The sequence below is a fragment of the Paenibacillus sp. M2 genome (assembly GCF_046713495.1).
GTDB lineage: Bacteria > Bacillota > Bacilli > Paenibacillales > Paenibacillaceae > Paenibacillus > Paenibacillus amylolyticus_B.
Genome location: NZ_CP169648.1, coordinates 2,991,303 through 3,011,555 on the forward strand (window position 1 = coordinate 2,991,303; position 20,253 = coordinate 3,011,555).

General features: G+C 47.3%; 9 protein-coding genes and 1 riboswitch. All 9 genes read left to right on the forward strand.

Features of this window, described 5'->3' with window-relative positions:
• Positions 1-65: 65 nt before the first annotated feature.
• The 9 genes from ACETMN_RS13855 (at position 66) to ACETMN_RS13895 (ending at position 20,227) form a co-directional block, all read left to right on the forward strand.
• Positions 66-1,643, forward strand: a complete 1,578-nt coding sequence (locus ACETMN_RS13855; RefSeq protein ID WP_091016734.1) for a TerB N-terminal domain-containing protein — start codon at positions 66-68, stop codon at positions 1,641-1,643.
• A 6-nt stretch (positions 1,644-1,649) separates the two neighbouring features.
• Positions 1,650-2,993: an ATP-binding protein gene (locus ACETMN_RS13860; RefSeq protein ID WP_091016732.1), complete on the forward strand. Its 1,344-nt coding sequence runs from the start codon at positions 1,650-1,652 to the stop codon at positions 2,991-2,993.
• Positions 2,990-5,209 (forward strand): DEAD/DEAH box helicase, encoded by a 2,220-nt coding sequence (locus tag ACETMN_RS13865; protein WP_091016730.1) that lies wholly within the window; start codon positions 2,990-2,992, stop codon positions 5,207-5,209. Before ACETMN_RS13860 ends, ACETMN_RS13865 begins: the two co-directional genes overlap by 4 nt.
• Before the next feature lie 77 nt (positions 5,210-5,286).
• Positions 5,287-5,397: riboswitch (purine riboswitch) on the forward strand.
• 106 nt (positions 5,398-5,503) lie between these two features.
• On the forward strand, positions 5,504-6,463 hold the full coding sequence (locus ACETMN_RS13870; protein WP_091016728.1) for an EamA family transporter: 960 nt from the start codon (positions 5,504-5,506) through the stop codon (positions 6,461-6,463).
• 205 nt (positions 6,464-6,668) lie between these two features.
• Positions 6,669-7,094 (forward strand): cupredoxin domain-containing protein, encoded by a 426-nt coding sequence (locus tag ACETMN_RS13875; protein ID WP_017688751.1) that lies wholly within the window; start codon positions 6,669-6,671, stop codon positions 7,092-7,094.
• A gap of 96 nt (positions 7,095-7,190) precedes the next feature.
• On the forward strand, positions 7,191-8,213 hold the full coding sequence (locus tag ACETMN_RS13880; protein WP_091016727.1) for an SDR family oxidoreductase: 1,023 nt from the start codon (positions 7,191-7,193) through the stop codon (positions 8,211-8,213).
• Positions 8,214-8,368: 155 nt separating this feature from the next.
• The gene (locus tag ACETMN_RS13885; protein WP_091016725.1) at positions 8,369-15,877 is read left to right on the forward strand and encodes a fibronectin type III domain-containing protein; all 7,509 of its coding nucleotides are present in this window, start codon (positions 8,369-8,371) and stop codon (positions 15,875-15,877) included.
• 127 nt (positions 15,878-16,004) lie between these two features.
• Positions 16,005-16,715, forward strand: a complete 711-nt coding sequence (gene treR, locus ACETMN_RS13890) for a trehalose operon repressor (protein WP_076249494.1) — start codon at positions 16,005-16,007, stop codon at positions 16,713-16,715.
• A 173-nt stretch (positions 16,716-16,888) separates the two neighbouring features.
• Positions 16,889-20,227 (forward strand): DUF5107 domain-containing protein, encoded by a 3,339-nt coding sequence (locus ACETMN_RS13895; protein ID WP_091016723.1) that lies wholly within the window; start codon positions 16,889-16,891, stop codon positions 20,225-20,227.
• The last annotated feature ends 26 nt before the right edge of the window (positions 20,228-20,253 follow it).

The following is a 20,253-nucleotide window of genomic DNA, read 5'->3' on the forward strand; positions in this document are numbered from 1 at the left end:
TTATAATGATCCCTATGGATACACGTGTTCGTATTCTGCCTTGGAGGAGGGTGAGCTAACGTTCTATGAAAGACGAATCTAGACAATTGGAATTCATGGAGATAGATCTGAGCGAAGAACCCGTAACAGCATCGGTTCCGGTTCCTGATCGTTCAACCATAGTGCAGTCTGCACATGATACGATGCAGCATCGTGGAGTCATATTGTCCTCGGAGAAACGTTTTGTAGAGGAAGCAAAACATTGGTCAGAGATGGAAGGAGATGTGTCTCCCTGGGTTCCATTTATGAGCTACTGGCCAACGTATGGTGTAATGAACGAAGCCCAACGCAAGTGGTATTTGTATTGGAGGAAGGAAGTTCGTCAGGGGAGGTACCCGGATACTGATCTTTCCTATCTATTTGTTCATATATATGAGTTAATTAACGGCATTGGCTGGCAGAATCCTCAGGATGGTTATGATCAATTAAAGCAGCTATGGGTGAACTACCGTGAACGGCTTCCTCAATTAAATATATATATGCAAGAGTGGATGGTCGATTATGTGCTCGTCCATCAACTGGACATGTTTTTATCCGAGGTCATGGGCCTTTCGGGCGGATATCTGCCAGCAGAGATGTTGGATAGGGAGCTGCAACGTATTATGCAGGATAAGGTATCGGATATTTCGCTGAATATGCTGCAAAGATACTATGATTACGATATTACACTCAGTAAGTTCTATAGAGATGGCGGTAAAGAAGTGATGGAGCAGTATATTCCACGGGTCACGGCCTTGGTTCATTCGTACCTGGAACGTACGCGAGAAGTTGGACTGTTGCCAGTGTTTCAACCCAATGATGAACGCACGGTGGAGCGCATACTGTTTCGCAAAGCGGTCTATGATGATTCGATCTATGGAAGATCGGTATCATTCAGATATATGCCCATAGGTGAACAAGCTGAGTTTGTACAGATGGTTACGCGGATCTATCGATGTACTGAAAATAAACTTCGTGAACTGCTCGGATTCAGAGGCCGATTGCGTGGACAAACATTAGAGCCCGAACTTGCGAATCTGATTGAACGATACCTGGACAAAGCATACGCGACCGAGCAGGCTGAGGCTGTGGAGCAACCGGTGATCCGTATTGATACGGAGAAACTGGCATCGTTACAGCAGGAAAGTGAGTACGTGCGATTGGCGCTTACAATTGAGAATGATCACCCTTCTGAAGTGAAATATGACGAGGTTAACAACGCAGATATTACAAGCAATCGAGTAGATGCACTGGAAACAAGGAATGAGATCACTTCAACTGAAGGTTCCATGGGGCCAGCTCCATCTGCAGTAGAGATTGCAACAGGAGCGCAAGTAGAATCTATTATGTTGCAGTGGGACGAGTCTGCTGAGGCTGATCTGGATGAAGAATGGCTGATCTTTGCCAAGGAACTCTCCCCTCAGCAGGTGCAGACGATTCATGTTCTACTTGGCGCAAGTTCAGATACGGAGCTGATGCGTCTGGCTGAGCAATATGGAACGATGCCTACGCTTTTGCTGGATGAAATTAATGATGTAGCTATGGAAACGATCGGTGATCTTCTGATTGATGGTGATCGGATTGTTCCTGATTATATAGATGTGTTCGAACATGTGAAGAGGTGATACGCAGTGACAGAACTTAAAATACCGAAGCGGCTGACCACCGCACTTGTAAATTCATTAACGGCGGGTGTTGTCCCGCGTATAGGACTGGAACAGATTGCAGTTGGCCGGAAATCGGAAGTGGAAGCCATTTTGCGAGATATGGACAATATTGCGGAGGGTGGCGCAGCGTTCAAACTCATTACCGGCCGTTACGGTAGCGGTAAAAGTTTTCTTTTGCAGATGATTCGTAACTATGCGATGGACCGTGATTTTGTTGTGGCAGATGCTGATCTGTCGCCAGAGCGACGATTGGTCGGTACCAAAGGTCAGGGACTTGCGACATACCGCGAACTGATGACTCGTCTGTCTACACGCACACGCCCGGATGGGGGAGCGTTGGAGCCGATTTTGCAAAAATGGATCGCAGGGTTGCAACAATCCACGATGCAGAGTCAGAACTTGCGCCCGGATGATCCCGCTCTGCCGCTTGAGGTAGAGAAACAGATTTATGCGGTGACGGGGGAGATGCAGAATCTGGTTCACGGCTTTGATTTTGCCAAAGTACTGGCGTCATACTGGAACGGGTACAAGCTGGCTGATGATGATCGCAAACAGGCGGCCCTTCGCTGGCTTCGAGGAGAATTTGCAACCAAAACGGAAGCGAAAAAAGAACTGGCTGTTGGCGTTATCATTGACGATGACAACTGGTATGACTACTTCAAATTGTGGTCTGAATTCACAGCGCGCATTGGTTACAAAGGATTGCTGTTGTTCATTGATGAAGCGGTGAATCTGTACAAAATTACAAACAGTGTCTCCCGTCAAAGCAACTATGAGAAATTGCTGACCATGTTCAATGATACGATGCAGGGCAAGGCAGAGCACCTGGGCATATTTGTAGGTGGTACGCCGCAATTTGTGGAGGATGAACGGCGCGGACTATACAGCTATGAAGCGCTTCGCTCCAGGCTTATTGAGGGTCGTTATGCAGCCAAAGCGTATGCGAATTACACAGGTCCGATCCTGAAGCTGGCGATGTTATCGCATGAAGAGATTCTGATTCTGCTCCAGAAGCTGCGACAGATTCATGCCCTGCATTTTGGATATAGTGCAAATCTTACGGATGAACAATTGGTTGATTTTATGCAAACGGCGGTGAACCGACTGGGGGCAGATGAATTGCTGACCACACGTGAAGTGGTACGAGACTTTATGGATGTACTGCATACGCTCCACCAGAATCCTGAAGTGACTTATAATCAATTACTTGGTGAACGGGCTACCAGACCTCAGGAAACGGGCAAAGGGGCGGATGCTTCCGCAAATTCGGATGATCTGGACGACTTTCTGGCGGAGTTTGAATTATGAGTGATAATCCATTCTATCGGCTTGCGCCATTCGTGCAGGAATTTATTTATAAAAAAAGATGGGAATCGCTTCGGCCTGCTCAGATCGAGGCCTGCAATATCTGTTTTCATACCCCGCATCATATGCTGATTGCGGCGGGCACTGCCTCTGGCAAAACGGAGGCGGCTTTTTTTCCTGCATTGACCGAGCTGTATGAACGGCCTTCCAAATCAGTGGGCATTTTGTACATCGGACCTCTGAAAGCCCTGATTAACGACCAATTTGAACGTCTTAAGGATCTGTTAACCGAAGGAAATATTCCGGTTTGGCACTGGCATGGGGATGTACCTCAGGCGGAGAAAACAAAACTGATGAAAAATCCGTCCGGTGTGCTTCAGATTACGCCAGAATCGCTGGAAGGACTGCTCATGAATCGACCGAATGCGATCCCGGCGCTGTTTCATGATCTGCGCTATGTCATCATCGATGAGGTACATGCCTTCATGGGAGCGGATCGGGGCATTCAAGTGCTCAGCGAGCTTGCCAGAATCGAGCGTATGGCTGGTTGTGCACCGCGAAGAGTGGGCTTGTCCGCTACGCTTAGTGACTATGATGCGGCTACATCTTGGCTTGCTGCCGGAACGCAGCAGGGAGTGGATGTGGTCTCTTCTCCAGGTGGTCGCAAGCTGCGACTGCGGGTGGAACATTTCTCTTTTCCAGATGCGCAGGATGAAGAGCAGGCGGAGCAGCTTCATAACGCACGCAAAGCGTACTACGACTTCATCTATGAGAGCACACATCGTAAAAAAGCGTTGATCTTCACCAACAGCCGTACGGACGCTGAGGTCACTATTCTTGAGATGCGGCGGGTCGCTGCTCGCAGGCAAGAGCGTGATGTGTTCCATGTGCATCATGGAAGTATCTCCGCCATGCTGAGGGAGGAAACGGAAGCCGCCCTCCGTACTGGATCAGGCCCCGCGGTTGCTGCGGCAACGGTCACGCTTGAACTGGGCATCGATCTGGGCGAGCTGGAACGTGTGGTTCAGCTCGGTGCACCGTATAGTGCTTCCAGCTTTGTACAGCGTCTGGGACGTTCAGGGAGACGAGAGGACATGGCATCAGAGATGCTTTTTGTATGTCCGGAGGAAGAGGATGAGGAAGCGCAATTGCCAGCACGTATGCCGTGGACGTTGATGCGTGCGATTGCTGTTATCGAACTATATGTAAAAACGAAGTGGGTCGAGCCGCTTGAAGCCCGCAAAATGCCCATAGGTGTGCTCTACCATCAGACGATGAGCATGCTGAAAAGTATGGGGGAGGCGGAGCCGAGAGATCTTGCGGAAGCGATCCTTTCGCTGGCCCCCTTTGCGTTGATTAGACCTGATCAATATCAGGCTTTCCTGAATTACCTCATTGAGACGGATCATCTGCAATGGACAGAGGATCGAACATTGATTATCGGTCTGACAGGTGAGAAAATCGTGAACAATTATCGCTTCTACGCCGTGTTTAAAGACGATGAGGAACATAAAGTATTAAACGGCTCCGAAGAGATTGGTTCGATTACAACCGTGCCCCCACCTGGCTATTGCTTCTCGCTCGCAGGCAAACTGTGGAAGGTGGAAGAGGTCGATCACAAGCACAAGGCTGTGTATGTGAAGTCTGCAAAAGGTAAGGTAGATACGTTATGGCTTGGAGCGGGAGGAGATATTCATACGTCGGTGGTACAGAAAATGCGTGAAGTGTTGTCCGACTCAGTGATCTATCCTTACCTGTCACCACAAGCCGTCAATCGACTTGAACGGGCGCGCCGCTTAGCTCGTGAAAGTGGACTGTTGAAGCAGGTTGTCATTCCGGCAGGGGGAGATTCGATGTATGTTCTTCCTTGGGTGGGAAGTAAATCATTCCGTACATTGGAGCGCCTGATGAAGCATAATCTGTCCAAGAAACTTGCCTTGCGGTCCGTTGTGCCGATGGAGCCATATTATTTTGTGGTGTCCGGCAAGGTCGATGAACGAACATTATTAGCCGAGATCATGAGTGAGTGTCGGACGGCTGAAGACGCATCTGCGTTACTGGCTGAAGATGAAGCTCCTTATCTGGGCAAGTATGATGAATTTGTCGCGCCGCCTTTGATCCGTGAGGCTTTTGCCGTGGATGGGCTGGATCTGGATGGATTGAAGACAGGTTTACAGCAAACATTGGAGTGGGACTCCTCAGGCTCTAATCGAACCTGACGTTTTTTTATGCGGAATAGGGTTGACACCATCTCACCTCCCATGTAATATATGAAAAGTCGTCACACACGAAATACATCAAATTGCATATATCATTTCGTATAACCTCGCAGGCCGAAAGTGTACACAGGGCGAGGGTCTCTACGGGAAGCCTATACTTCCTAACTACGATGCCAAGGAATCAATGTATTCCTTGCTCGTAGTTAGGATTTTTTGCATTTAGATGGTGTCTGTGACCTTGGCATGAACCAACATGCGGGCGTATTTTTCTTATCATCAGGAGGTTTATTCACAATGAAATATTATCTGTCCGTTCTCGCGGGAGCGATGAGCTATGGCATATTATCCACGATTGTGGTTCTGGCGTACGGCGAAGGATATAAACTTGGAGAGGTTGTGGGAGCACAGCTGATTACGGGTTTTCTTCTATCCTGGATGCTGGCGCTATACACAAGATTTAGAACAAAACGTAAGTCACAGGCAAATGGCAAAACATCAGGAGCCGTGGCACAGGTATTCAAGCGGTTGTCGTGGAAACAACGTCTGTTATTGATGGCTGCTGGAACACCAACGGTAATTACAGGGCTCGTGTATTATCAGTCTTTGCGTTATATCCCGGCTTCACTTGCCATTATCCTGTTGTTCCAGTTCACATGGATTAGCGTATTGATTCAGGCAATAAGCAAACGTCAACGTCCAGACAAAGTCACGTTCCTGACGTTGATCATTCTGTTTGGTGGAACCTTGCTGGCAGCGGGTTTCCTGGAACAAGGATTGGGTGAGTTTAACGGTCTGGGTATTGCGCTTGGACTAATGGCAGCCGTAAGTTATTCCCTGTTTGTCTTGTTCAGCGGCAAAGCGGTTCCTTCAGCCCATCCGGCCTTCCGCAGTGCTTGGATGGTTACAGGCGGATTGATCCTGCTGTGCATTCTGTTCCCGCCAACATTCCTCTTTAACGGCTTGATCTGGAGCCAGTTGCTCGTATTTGGATTACTACTTGGATTCTTCGGAGCATTTATTCCACCCGTACTGTTTGCTATCGGTGTTCCGCATATTGGAGGCGACATGGCCGGAATTCTGGGTGCAGTGGAGCTTCCAATTGCAGTACTGCTATCCTCTATCGTGCTTCATGAGCATGTCAGCGGATTGCAATGGATTGGAGTTATCATTGTACTTATCGGTGTAGCCCTGCCAGAGTTGTATAAATTACGCATGAGACGAAGTCGAAGTCGAAGTAAACCAATCTATTCCTGATCCAGACGAAAAGGGATATGGCGGAGCATGAACGGGAATAACCGAAGTAAAGCCTGAGAAATCAGGCTTTTTTTATTGAAGTAATATGGCTCAATCGCAATAGCCCAGAGGGGTCATTTTCATTGTCATGCGAATCAGGTATGCTTAAAGAATAAATCCGTCTGTGGATTGAATATGGATGGGACATCGAATGAGGAGTGTTTATATGAAAAGCTGGTTTGGAAAAACATGGCCTTGGTTAACGCTGGGTCTGACCGTTGTTGTATTGCTTGGATCATTTTTGGTTTATTTTATGGGCAAAGACGTATCCCCAGGATCGGGAAGTGCGGTAACTGCACAAGCCGAGACTCCGGAGGATTTGAAGGGATATGAAGTCATTGATGTGGACGTGAGCAACGATGGTTTTGGACCAGACGTTATCGAGGTGAAAGCTGGTGTACCGACCAAAATCAACTTTATTCTGACCCGGTCGGTGACACATGTGAAATCAGTGGGATCACAAAAGCTTGGCATGGATCTATACATGCAAAAGGGACCCAATTATTATACGGTCGACAAAGATCTGCCCAAGGGAGAATATGAGATCCATTGCGGCATGTACATGATATATGCAACGATTAAGGTCGTATAAGCAGAAGGAGCATGGTTTCGGGTTACCGAGCTTTGCTCCTTTTTTTGGTGCGTGATATCATGGGAAAGTGGGTAAAATCGATCAGGAGGTGGCGAAATGAAAGCGCTATTTATTGGAGGGACAGGCACCATCAGTACGGCCATTACGGAGATGCTTGCACAGCAAGGCTGTGAACTGTATTTGATTAATCGAGGCAATCATAACGATGACTTACCTAGTGAGGTCAACGTACTTCAAGCGGATATTAATGACGAGGCACGTGTAGCGGAACTGATTGCTGATCTGGAATTTGATGTTGTGGCGGATTTTATCGCTTTTGTACCGTCTCAATTGGAGCGAGATTACCGTTTGTTCAAGGATAAAACAAAGCAGTTTATATTTATAAGTTCAGCATCAGCGTATCAGACACCTTTGGCTGATTACCGGATCACGGAAGGCACGCCATTATCGAATCCATACTGGGAGTATTCTCGCAACAAGATTGCGTGTGAAGACTATCTGATGAAACAATACCGCGAGCATGGATTTCCAGTGACCATCGTGCGTCCGAGCCATACGTATGGCGACAAATCGGTACCTCTCGGTGTTCATGGTGCTCAAGGCAGCTGGCAGGTTCTCAAGCGTATACGTGAAGGTAAACCCGTTATCATCCATGGAGATGGTACCTCACTGTGGACCATTACGCACAATACTGATTTTGCCAAAGGGTTTATCGGGCTTATGGGAAATATCCATGCCATTGGTGAATCATTACATATCACCTCAGATGAATCTGTCACCTGGAATCAGATTCATGAGATTATTGCCGGCGTGTTGGGGGTTAAGCTTCATGCGGTACATGTACCTTCCGAGTTCTTGGCAGCATGTAGTGACCAGGATCTTCGCGGCGGTTTGCTGGGGGACAAAGCCAATACCGTTGTGTTTGACAACAGTAAGCTGAAACGGCTTGTTCCGGAATTTGTAGCAACGACAAGAGCTGATCAGGGCATTCGAAGTACGATTGAGCACATTCTGGAGCATCCTGAGTTACAGACCGAAGATCCGGAATTTGATGCATGGTGTGACAAGGTCGTTGGCGCATTGGACGAAGCGTTATTAAAGATCAGAGATGAGAAATGAGAAGTAAGCGTTCATGATCAAGTGTTTACATTCATGCGCTTAATCGTTATAATCAAGAAAAAATGACACTTGTTAGGGGAGGCACCCCAACTTAGGACATCGTTCCTTTGTTGGGGTGCCTCCTTTTTTTTGTGTGCCAAAAAGGAGAGTAGACGTTGAAGAAATCAGGAAAACGTGTGAAGAAACAAGCGGAACAGTTAACCAAAGTGGTGCTGGCATTTGCGTTATTATCACCTCAAGCCCTGCTGCTTGAATGGGGTGTAGCCACGGTAATGGCTGAAACAGTTGAAACGATCGGGATTGTATCCGATACGTCCAGCATGAAGGCTGTACAGTCATCCAAGGTGAAAGTAGAGATGAACAGTGATGGCAAATACAGAATTGTATTACTACCAAACACAAATGTATTTTATGGTGGTGATACAGGGAATGTATCTACCATTATCGACCATAATGGATCACCCGTGAACTTCAAAACATTGCCTTTGAATTATTACCGAATTAACAATAATGTGATTGAAATGTCCCGGCAAAAGGACAATGTGGAATATATTTTGCGTGTTTCTATCGTTAATGCTACCTCACAAGGTGGGTACATGAAGGTTGAACTGGAAGCTATTAACCGAAGTGGAACGGCACTAAATTTGGGTGGAACATTTTATTGGGATACGATGGTGAATGGCAATGATGCTTCTCCATTTGAAGTCATTGAGAATGGATGGCGCAATTACAGCGGGGGTGTTCAGGTCACGGCTTTTTATGCAAATACGTACAATGTTGTGAATGCAGATCGCATATATATGGGTCAGTACAGCAGCCCAGACAGCGCCCAACTCACAGGAGGGTCTTCACCTTCAGCGTTCACTCCAGGCCAGACCGTTACGGCGAGTGATACAGCTGCACAATTTTGGTGGGACGCCAAAACAACAGCGAATCAGGCTTCACGTAAATTTTCAACCATTGTGGGGATTGGCCCCAAAAATGCTCCACCTTCATTTACCTTAACAGCACCCTCTTTGGGACAAACCTATTACAAAGGCGAGCAACTTCAGATCTCTGGTACAACGCGAGATACGGATGTAGGCGACCTGTTGACCGTGAAATGGTCCATTGATGGTGGGTCCGAGAACATTCTTACCCAGATGACCGCAACGGGTTCAAATCAGTCTTTCAACACCAATTACACATTGCCTGATACCCTGCCAGATGGCACACACACATTGCAAGTATGGGTCATGGATGACAAAGGTGGGGTGTCCTCCGCAGGAACCGTTAACTTTACGGTAAGAAGTTTTGTTGTGCCCGGAACGCCGACATATTCATTGGTTAATTCTAATAACTTGACGGTAAATTGGGATAAGAAGGCGAATGATGCATCCGTTACCTATGAACTGAAGAATATGACCACGAACCAGATCGTGGATACAGGTATGTCAAACAGTCGGCAAGTGACAGGGCTCACTCCGAATACCAGTTATTCTTTTGCCGTACGGGCCAAAAATTCAGGTGGTTCCTACACGGGTTACTCTAGTCCAGCTTCCAAGTATACACTGGCTAATCCACCTGCTGCGGCGGCTGTGACACAATCAGGCAACTCTGTCACAGCGAGCTGGAGTAATAATAGCAATCCTGACGGCACTCAGTACAAAACCGAAATACGCAGTCCAGGTGAGCAAGTTCTCGCAACGGGAACAACAACTTCCACTCGTACAGCGTTTACCCTGACTGGACTCGCGGATGGAAAATATGAAGTATTTGTTGCGGCACTGAATGGAGAAGGGATACAGACCCCATTTATATCCGCTGGAGAGATGATGAAAGATACGACGGGCCCAACTGCTCCTTCTGTTACACTCACGCCATCCTCATGGACCAAGGAAGATGTTCTAGTCACGGTTGAAGAGGGAAAAGATGCCTTGAGCGGAACTCAAAAGACTGAAGTGAAAGTCGGTCTGGCAGGAGAATGGCGTGAATACAGTGCTGCGTTTACCGTAAGCAGCGAAGGCAACACAACGGTTATGGCACGCAGTATGGATGCATTTGGTAATACAGGTCAGGAAACGACTGTGACAGCCAGGGTAGATCGGACAGCACCTACGCCACCTGTCATCTCGTTGAATCCGCCCGAATGGACAAAAGCGGCAGTAATTGTGACATTAACAGAGGGTACGGACGCAGCAAGCGGCATTGGTCTGACACAGTATAAGCTGGGAAGCGAGGGAGAATGGATCGACTACAGGACCCCTTTTACACTCAGTGAAGAAGGGATAACCGAGATTTATGCACGAAGTGTTGATCGGGCTGCCAATGTCAGTGCTTCCACTTCGGCAACAGCCAAAATCGACAAGACTGGGCCTGAGCAACCAACGATAACGTTAAGTGAAGAGAATTGGACGAATCAGGATCTAACTTTTGCAATAACCAGTGGTGAAGATGCAGGCAGCGGGCTTGCCAAGAGCCAATATCGACTGAGCGAAAAAGGTCCCTGGATCGATTACATGGGCGAAGTGAAGGTTACCAATGAGGGAGAAACGATTGTATGTGCACGCTCACTTGACCATGTAGGCAATATAAGCACGCTTGCTCAGGCAAAGGTTAGAATCGACACGACAGCGCCAACCGAACCGATAATTAGTTTAAGTTCTGCTGGATGGAGTAAAGAACATGTACAATTTACGATTGCTGGTAGTGTGGATGAACGAGCGATATCCTATGAATACAGTATGAATGATGGCCCTAATATGACAGGAAATACCGGTACAGTAAGCACGAACGGCGCTACCACCATTAGGGCCCGAGCAAGGGATACCGTTGGCAATGTAAGCAAGGAGGTCAGTCGAATCGCCTATGTGGATCAGATGGCGCCAACCATTACATTTTCACCGAACGGACATGACTGGACAGACATGGATATGTCCACTACCATTCAGTATGCCGACGATCACTCAGGCATTCAGGAACTGGAACGATTTTATCAAGTTACGAACAGTGCAGAATCACCGGATCATTGGCTTGAGGCTCGTTCGAACGAGCACAAAATATCCATCGAATCGGAAGGCATATGGTACATCCATGCCAAAACCATGGACAGAGCAGGCAATACATATGAGACAACATCATCACCTTACCATGTTCAACGCAAGCCCGAGCAGCCGAAACATGTGAGAATGACACAGATCGCGGAGACATCAGCTGAACTTACAGTGGATTTGCCAACGGGGGAAAGATATACCGATGGATATCAGTATGAGATAACGAATAAAACGACAGGACAGTCATGGACACTGGATTATCCTAACCACAGTATAATCGATCACTCCCTAAGCGGTGGTCAGGTCTATGAATATGAAGTTAGAGTGAGAAACCACACCGGAGTAAGTGATGCAGTTAGCGCTCAAGTATTAACGATCCCGGCAGCTCCCGGAACGTTGCACGTTCGAAAAGTAGATTCCCAGCCCAATTTGGCCGAAATTCAATTTGATTCAGTAAGGGGAGCAGATGCTTACCGCATCATCGCTGCTACTTCGGACGGCTCCACCGTGTTTGATCAGACAGTATCTGACCCTGCCAACCTACCCTATATCAGTAACCTCGTCCCAGGAACCATGCATAACATCTCGGTCACGGCAATGAATGAAAGTGGGGCAGGCGGTAGTAGTAGAACCGGATTTCTCACACTGCCGGCAGTGCCCGGTGAATTCATGGCTGTTCAAATTCGGGAGCATGATATTTCATTAACATGGGAGACAGTGACTTCTGCAACGTATTATGGTCTTTCGCGTGATGGAACAGCCATATATGAAGGAGAACAGACAGAGTATTTGGACTCAGGTCTGGATAGCGGAACCAATTACAGCTATGCATTAATTGCTGGCAACGAGACAGGACCCGGACCTTTGGCGGAATTACCTTTGCTCAAGACGTTACCAGGGCAGGTGTCCGGTTTACAGGTATCAGATGCTTCCACAGCGAGCCTTCGTCTGAATTGGGAGGCAATACGAGGAGCCGATCACTATGAGTTATGGTTGAATGGAGAGAAGTCGGGAACGGTTGCTGCCGGAACCCAGGAATGGGTATTTGCGGGATTGAGTTCGGGAACATCTTATCAACTGGATGTACAAGCAGTGAACGAAAGTGGACAAGGTATGCGCAGTTCGGTGTCAGGAACAACGCTACCCGAGAGCCCGTCGGGACTTCATGTTGTTCAAGTAACTGAACAGGGAGCGATCTTGAGCTGGGAGCCTGTAGTTGGGGCAATGAAATATCGGGTGGTCATCAATGGACAGAGCCATGAGATATCAGATACACAACTGTCAGTTCACCATCTGTCAAGCAGTCGTGAGTATACCTATGAAGTACAGGCAGGCAATGCTGCCGGGTACGGTGCATCCACCCGTAGTACGATTCTTACGCTACCTGGCAGGCCGGAAGGACTGAATGTCACATGGACTGGTGAAACAAGTATGGGACTTGCATGGCAAGCTGTAGATACGGCGAATCTCTATATTGTGAAAATCAATGGCATAGAAGTGGGCAGAACAACAGAACTGGCCTACACGGCTGATGAATTGTTGCCAGGTACAGAATACACGTTGGAAGTTCAGGCTGTGAATACTTCGGGTTCGGGTGAGACAGCGCAGCTCATCCGATTGTCCAAACCTGTGTCGCCTGACGAGATAATTGCAGACCCAGCAGTACATCGGGCAAAAGTTTCCTGGTCGGTCGTGGAAGGCGCCGCTGAATATGTGATTGAGCAGAATGGCAAAGAGATCTATAGGGGAATTGAGAATGAAGCCACGATTACAGGGCTCCAGGATGGAACGTGGCATCACTATCAACTATGGGCGGTCAACAGACAGGGGACTCGTTCTGAAGCGACAGATGTATCGCTGCTGACTTTGCCTGAGAAACCCGCTAAGGTTGCCGTATATGATGTGGCCAAAAACAGCCTGGGTCTGGATTTCAGCAACACAGGTGTCCAAGGGGCAGATCAGTACGTCATTGGACGGGATGGGAGAGAGATTGCTCAAATGGATTCAACTGAAACCCAATTCGTGGACAAGGATCTGTCGCCAGGAACGAAATACACTTACGTGATTCGGGCAGTCAATGCGAGTGGAACGAGTGCGCCGCTTACTTTCAGTATAATGACTCAAACTTTGCCATTGGTTGCAGAAGGGATCACAGTGAACGCTGGAACACATAAGGTGGATCTGGCTTGGGAAGTTGTTAAGGGAGCGGCTGCCTATGAGATTCGCAATCGGGTAACGGGAGATGTGCAGAGCGTGTCTGAACCGTCTGTACATCTCAATAGTATGCTGGATGGTACAGCGTATGAACTCGAACTCATCGCGATTAATGAAGAGGGTCATCGGTCAGAGTCTATTCAGATTCAGGTTTTAACGAAACCTATATCCCCTCAGACGGCAGGCATAACACACATCACAGATCAGACTGCGGTGCTGGATCTGACTGGAAGCTCTACACGGGGAGCAGAGCAATTCATCATCATGCGGGATGACGTTGAAGTCGCTAAGGTTCCGGCAGATCAAAATTCATTTGAAGATCATGGTCTGACACCAGGAGAGCGTTACCTGTACACCATCAAAACATCGAATGCAACGGGTGAGAGTGATTCTGGTTTCGAAGTTCACGTGCGAACGTTGCCTGCGACCATTACTGAACCTTTACATGCAAGTATAATTGGGGAAAAAGAGGGATTAATCTCTTGGCCAAAGGTACAAGGTGCTGAGGGATATACCATATGGATCGGAGATCAGATGTTCACCACTATTGAAGAAGGGGATATTACCGAGGTGAGATTAACTCATCTGGAGAGTGCAACCCGATATGATCAGGTACAGATTATTCCTTATAATACGGCTGGTTCAGGAAGCCCAATGACCGTGACTCCTTTTTATACCTTGCCTCATGTTGATTCACTGGAAATGAAGATATACCCGGAGACAGACCATGCCAAATTGGAATGGGACTTCCCTTATGGGAACGAAACATTCGTTGTATTGCTGGATGGTACAGAAGTATACCGTGGCAAGCAAAAAGAGTTTATCGTTGATCAACTGGATGCAGGCAAGCAGTACCCGATTGAAATTTACACAGAGAATGATCAGGGAGATGTATCGGAGATGAAGGCGTATTCTGTCCTGACCAAGCCAGCAGCGCCTGCCAAAGTGGAGTATCATTCGGCGAAGGACCACATTCGTCTTCTATTGGAACAGAGCCGGGTTGAAGGTGCCGAGCAGTTCATCATTGAGCGTGACGGTGTGGAGGTTGCTCGTGTTCCTGCTGACGAAATGTTCTATGACGACAAGGAACTTGAACCGGGCGTGAACTACAGCTATACAGTCAAGACCATGAATGCTTCGGGCAGTAGTGATGGTGGTTATTACCTTCATGCAATGACTTTGCCCGGTAGTGCTGCCTCACCTCCCGTAATAGAGGGGCGTTCAACGCATGGTGCAGACATCGTATGGGAACTGATTCCTGGTGCTGCGGGTTATCGAATCTATCGAAATGAAGAGCTTGTGGGAACAACAACGGAGACATCCATACATGTGTCTGAATTAATCAGTGCAGAGCGTTATACTGACTTTGCAATCATTCCATTTAATGAGGCAGGGGAGGGTGAGGCGCTAAAGGTTCCGGAATTCGAGACGTTGCCTTCCGAGGAACTGACAGTAGCAGCCATAGCGCAAGGTACTAATACGATTAAGCTAACTTGGGAACTGGATTCAATGAATGAGGTGATTGTAATCACCCATAAAGATCGTGAGATCTACCGTAGTACACAGCGCAGTTATGTATGGACAGGACTGAATGCCGAGCAGCATTATGAGGTGGTTGTATGGACGGAGAATTCGGCAGGTGAGAAAAGTGAAAGCAAACGGGCCGCAGCCATGACTTTTCCGTATCCACCATCCGCCTGGAGCGGTAGTGGTACAGCTTCAAATCCAGCAGATACTTCGGTAAAAGCCGATGAGGTGAGTTCACAACCTGAACCTTCTGGTGAGCAACCTGAGTTACCTGCGAAAAAAAATATCAAATTTATTGATATCAGCCAAACCTTTAATAAGGATCAGATTACCTGGCTGGCGGAACAAAATATCATTCAAGGTGTAAGTGAAACTCGCTTCGAGCCACGCCGTCCGATTACGCGTGCAGAATTTACCGCATTAATCGTACGTCTGATGGGTGTGGATACAACGGTTAATGAACAACAACATGGATTTCAGGATGTGAGTGCTAAGGATTGGTTCGCTCCTGAGATTGGGGCAGCCGTTCACCATGAGATGGTTCAAGGTATGGGAAACGGTAAGTTCGCTCCGTATGCGCTGGTGACACGGGAACAGGCATCCAAGATCATAGCCAATGTGGTTCGTAAGATCAGACCGGAACCGCTGACTTCCCCAAGAGCGTTTACCGACCCGACTGATGTATCTGATTGGGCCAAAGAAGAAGTGCAGGAGGTTGCAGGTTTGTACATGATTACCGGATATGAAGACGGCAGCTTCCGTCCCATGCAGCACTTAAGCAGATCCGAAGCTGCAGCGCTGATCTTCCGTTTAAATAAGCTGATTCAAGTTATGAATGAGAAGCATACAGATCAAGTGGAGAAAGCGTCAGCGTTCGATCATCATATCTAGATTGAATTGATTCTTACAAGTGATACTTTAATCATCGGCAGTAACGACATTACCGCTTGATTGGTTTTTAATGTTATAATAGGTTGCCAATATGATAAAAAAGGGTAATGAACAATGGTGATGAATAATGAATAATAAATTTATCCGGATATATGAAGATATTGCAGATCGTATTCGGACTGGAGAGATTGAGGCAGGCACGCTGCTTCAATCGGAACTGGATCTATCGGAAAGTTATCAAACGTCTCGAGAGACTATTCGCAAAGCATTGAAAATGTTGTACGAAGAAGGTTATATTCAGAAGATTCAAGGCAAGGGCTCAATTGTACTGGACATACGCAAGATCGATTTTCCCATCTCAGGTCTGGTTAGCTTCAAGGAATTAGCCAAAAAAATGGGACATCGCGCTCAAACGTATGTGAAGGTTTTCGAGGAGCAACAAGTGGATCAGGCTTTGCACAAGAAAATTAACTTTGGTCTGAATGAACAGGTCTGGGAGATCAGACGTGTGCGCAAAGTGGATGGAGAGCATGTCATACTGGACAAAGATTACATTAGCCAGCGGCTTGTTCCTGGGCTCAGCAAAGAGATCTGTAATGATTCCATCTATCAGTACATTGAGCAAGAGCTGGGGCTTTCCATTTCGTTTGCCAAAAAAGAGATTTTGGTGGAAGAACCCACCGCTGAGGACAGGGAATTACTTGACCTTGAAGGTTTCCACAATGTAGTTGTGGTGAGGAGCCAAGTCTACCTGGAGGATGCCAGTCAATTTCAGTATACGGAGTCGAGGCATCGACCGGACAAGTTCAGATTTGTGGATTTTGCACGTCGCAGATAAGTTAATCAAGATCGATCAGAGAGTACCTTTCACTGCATTAATCAGTGGATAGGTACTCTCTTTGGTTATGTGGGAATCCGAAGATCGTCCATCAAGAACCGCTTAATGTCAATGTTCTTCCTGCATGTCGGAGCGTATGATCACAATATATACGAGGCCGAGGAGTGAGCGAATTGAATCATGTGACAGCAAAATCAAATGTTCGCATATGGGAAGAAACCAGAGATATTCCAACCTATGGTACAGGTAAACCGGACAAAAATCCGATGTTTCTTGAAAAGCGAATCTATCAGGGAAGTTCGGGTAAGGTGTACCCACATCCCGTGATCGACAGCATTGAAGATGAAGCAAAAATGAAGTCGTATCGATTAATTATTCTCGAAAATGAATATGTACGTATCGAGATGATGCCCGAACTGGGTGGACGGATCTATCGCGCGCTGGATCGGACCAACAACTACGATTTTGTATATTATAACCGGGTAATTAAACCTGCACTTGTGGGTCTGGCAGGACCATGGATATCCGGGGGAATCGAATTCAACTGGCCACAGCATCATCGGCCCAACACGTTTGGTCCAGTCGATTATACATTTGGCAGTAATGAAGATGGAAGCGCTACTGTGTGGGTTGGTGAGATTGATCGCATGTATGGTACCAAAATGACCGCTGGCTTCACATTACATCCCGGCAAAGCCTATCTGGAAATCCATGCCGAGGTATACAATCGCACCAGCGCACCTCAAACTTTTCTATGGTGGGCGAATCCGGCTGTAGCTGTCAACGATCATACGCAATCCGTCTTTCCACCTGATGTAACGGCTGTGCTGGACCACGGAAAACGGGACGTATCCCGCTTTCCAATCGCAACCGGCACCTATTACAAGATGGACTATTCCGAAGGTGTGGATATCTCGCGCTACAAAAACATACCGGTTCCAACATCCTATATGGCGTATAAGTCGGATTATAATTTTGTAGGGGGTTATGACCATGGGATCCAGGCAGGCCTGCTGCATGTAGCCAATCATCATATTTCTCCGGGCAAGAAGCAATGGACTTGGGGGAATGGGGAATTCGGGCAAGCCTGGGATCGTCAGTTAACGGACGAGGATGGACCTTATATTGAATTAATGACCGGGATCTATACCGATAATCAGCCTGATTTTACGTGGTTACAGCCCTATGAAGCGAAATCATTCTCGCAGTATTTTATGCCATATAAAGGAATTGGCATGGTCAAAAATGTAACGATTGATGCCGCAGTTAATCTGGAAATGGACGAAACGAACGGAGCGGTAACCGTGATGGTATATGCGACGTCGTTTTTTGAACAAGTGACCGTTGAAGTGATAGGACCAACCGCGGTATATCTCCATGAGAGATGTAATATCTCACCTACGGAACTATATAAGTCTTCATTCCCGTGGAGCGGACAAGATGAATGGCATCAGTTGAAGTTAAGTGTTCGAACTGGGGAAGGAAAAGTACTTGTGGCCTATCAGCCTGAACGTTCTGAGATTCAGGAAGTCCCAGACCCGGCCACACCACTCCCGCTACCATCCGAGATTCGTACGAATGAACAACTATATCTGGCAGGTCTTCATTTGGAGCAATATCGGCATGCCACGTATGAACCAGAACCTTATTATCTGGAAGGTTTGAAGCGTGATGCAACAGATATTCGTCTAAACATTGCGTATGGCACATTGCTGCTGCGCAGAGGATTGTTTCAAGATGCAGAGAAGCATTTCAGACAGGCTGTACAATCGCTGACATGGAAAAATACGAATCCATATGATAGTGAAGCATTTTACCAACTCGGTCTGAGTTTGAAACTACAGGGGAAACAGGAAGAAGCCTACGCAGCACTGTATAAAGCCGTATGGTCTGCACAGTATCAGGATACAGGTTATTACATGCTTGCTCAGATCGATACGGCGTTACATCGGGACATCGAAGCGTTGGATCACATCGAACGTTCGCTGATTCGCAACACCAGAAATTATAAGGCTCGGCATCTGAAGGTGGCTCTGTTACGCAGAATGGGTCAAGATAAACAGGCGATCCAATATGCGCGTGAGACATTGGAACTGGACCCGGTTGAATTTGGAGCCGCACATGAATTAGTCCTGATCTACAGCGGAGTAACTGCACCTTCAGAGAGAGAACAAGCGGAGCAAGCACGTGAGCATTTCCATCGTCTGATGCGAGGAGAGGTTTATAATTATCTGAATGTAGCCGCGGATTATGCGGAAAGTGGGTTGTGTGAAGAAGCACTTACGGTACTCTCCTATGTTGAATCCGAAAATTCACGGCCGTATCCTTTGGTTGGTTATGCTCAGGCCTACTTGTATCGTCAGCTGGGGGATGTTGAGCAGGCCCGGGAATGTCTAAGACAAGGGAAAGCTGCTCCAACGGATTATTGTTTTCCTAATACGTTATTTGAATTCATGGTGCTTCAGGATGCATTGGCAGTGGATTCGAATGATGCGCGTGCTCACTATTACCTGGGAAATTGGTTATATGATCATAAACGATACGAGGAAGCAATCACCCATTGGGAAACTTCACGCGAGGTGGATGCTGCATATTCGACTGTACATCGGAATCTGGGACTGGCTTATTATAACAAGTCGAATCGGCCCGATCTTGCACTGGCATCATTAGAGGAAGCTTTCCGGTTGGACTCGCAAGATGCACGGATCTTCTACGAGTTGGATCAGCTGCGCAAGAAGATGGGGTATTCCTGCGAGCATCGAATCAAACAGCTGGAAGATCACATGGAGCTGGTTCATCATCGTGACGATCTGTACATTGAGTGGGTAACTTTATTGAATATGCAAGGTAGCCATCAAGAAGCATGGAATGCCCTTCAGACCCGGCGGTTTCATCCATGGGAGGGTGGAGAAGGCAAGGTAACAGGACAATATGTTACGGCACTGACGGAACTGGCGAAGCGAAATCTGGAGAAACAACAACCTGAACTGGCATTGGAGCTGTTGAAGAAGGCTTTGGTTTACCCGGAGAACTTAGGTGAAGGTAAATTGGAGGGAGCCGGAGACAACCCAGTTTACTTTTATCTTGGCTGTGCCTACCAGCAACTGAAGAATAATCAGGCGGCAGAGGAGAATTTCCACAGAGCATCCATCGGTTTGAATGAACCGGCAAGCGCGATGTTTTATAATGATCAACCGCCGGAATCCATCTATTATCAGGGTCTGGCCTGGCAGAAGCTTGGCAATGTGAAGGAAGCCAACCGACGCTTTAACAAACTCATTGACTATGCGGAAAGACATATGCATGATCACATCCGAATGGATTATTTTGCAGTATCTCTGCCCGATTTCCTGGTGTTTGACGATGATCTCAACCAGCGTAATGAAGAACATTGCCGATACATGCGAGCATTAGGTCTTCTTGGCCTAGGTCGGACAAATGAAGCCGAACTTGAGTTGGAGCGGGTTCTGGAGAAGAACCCCAATCATCAAGGGGCAGTCATCCATAGATAATTGCTAATCGACTCAACCCTATCCCA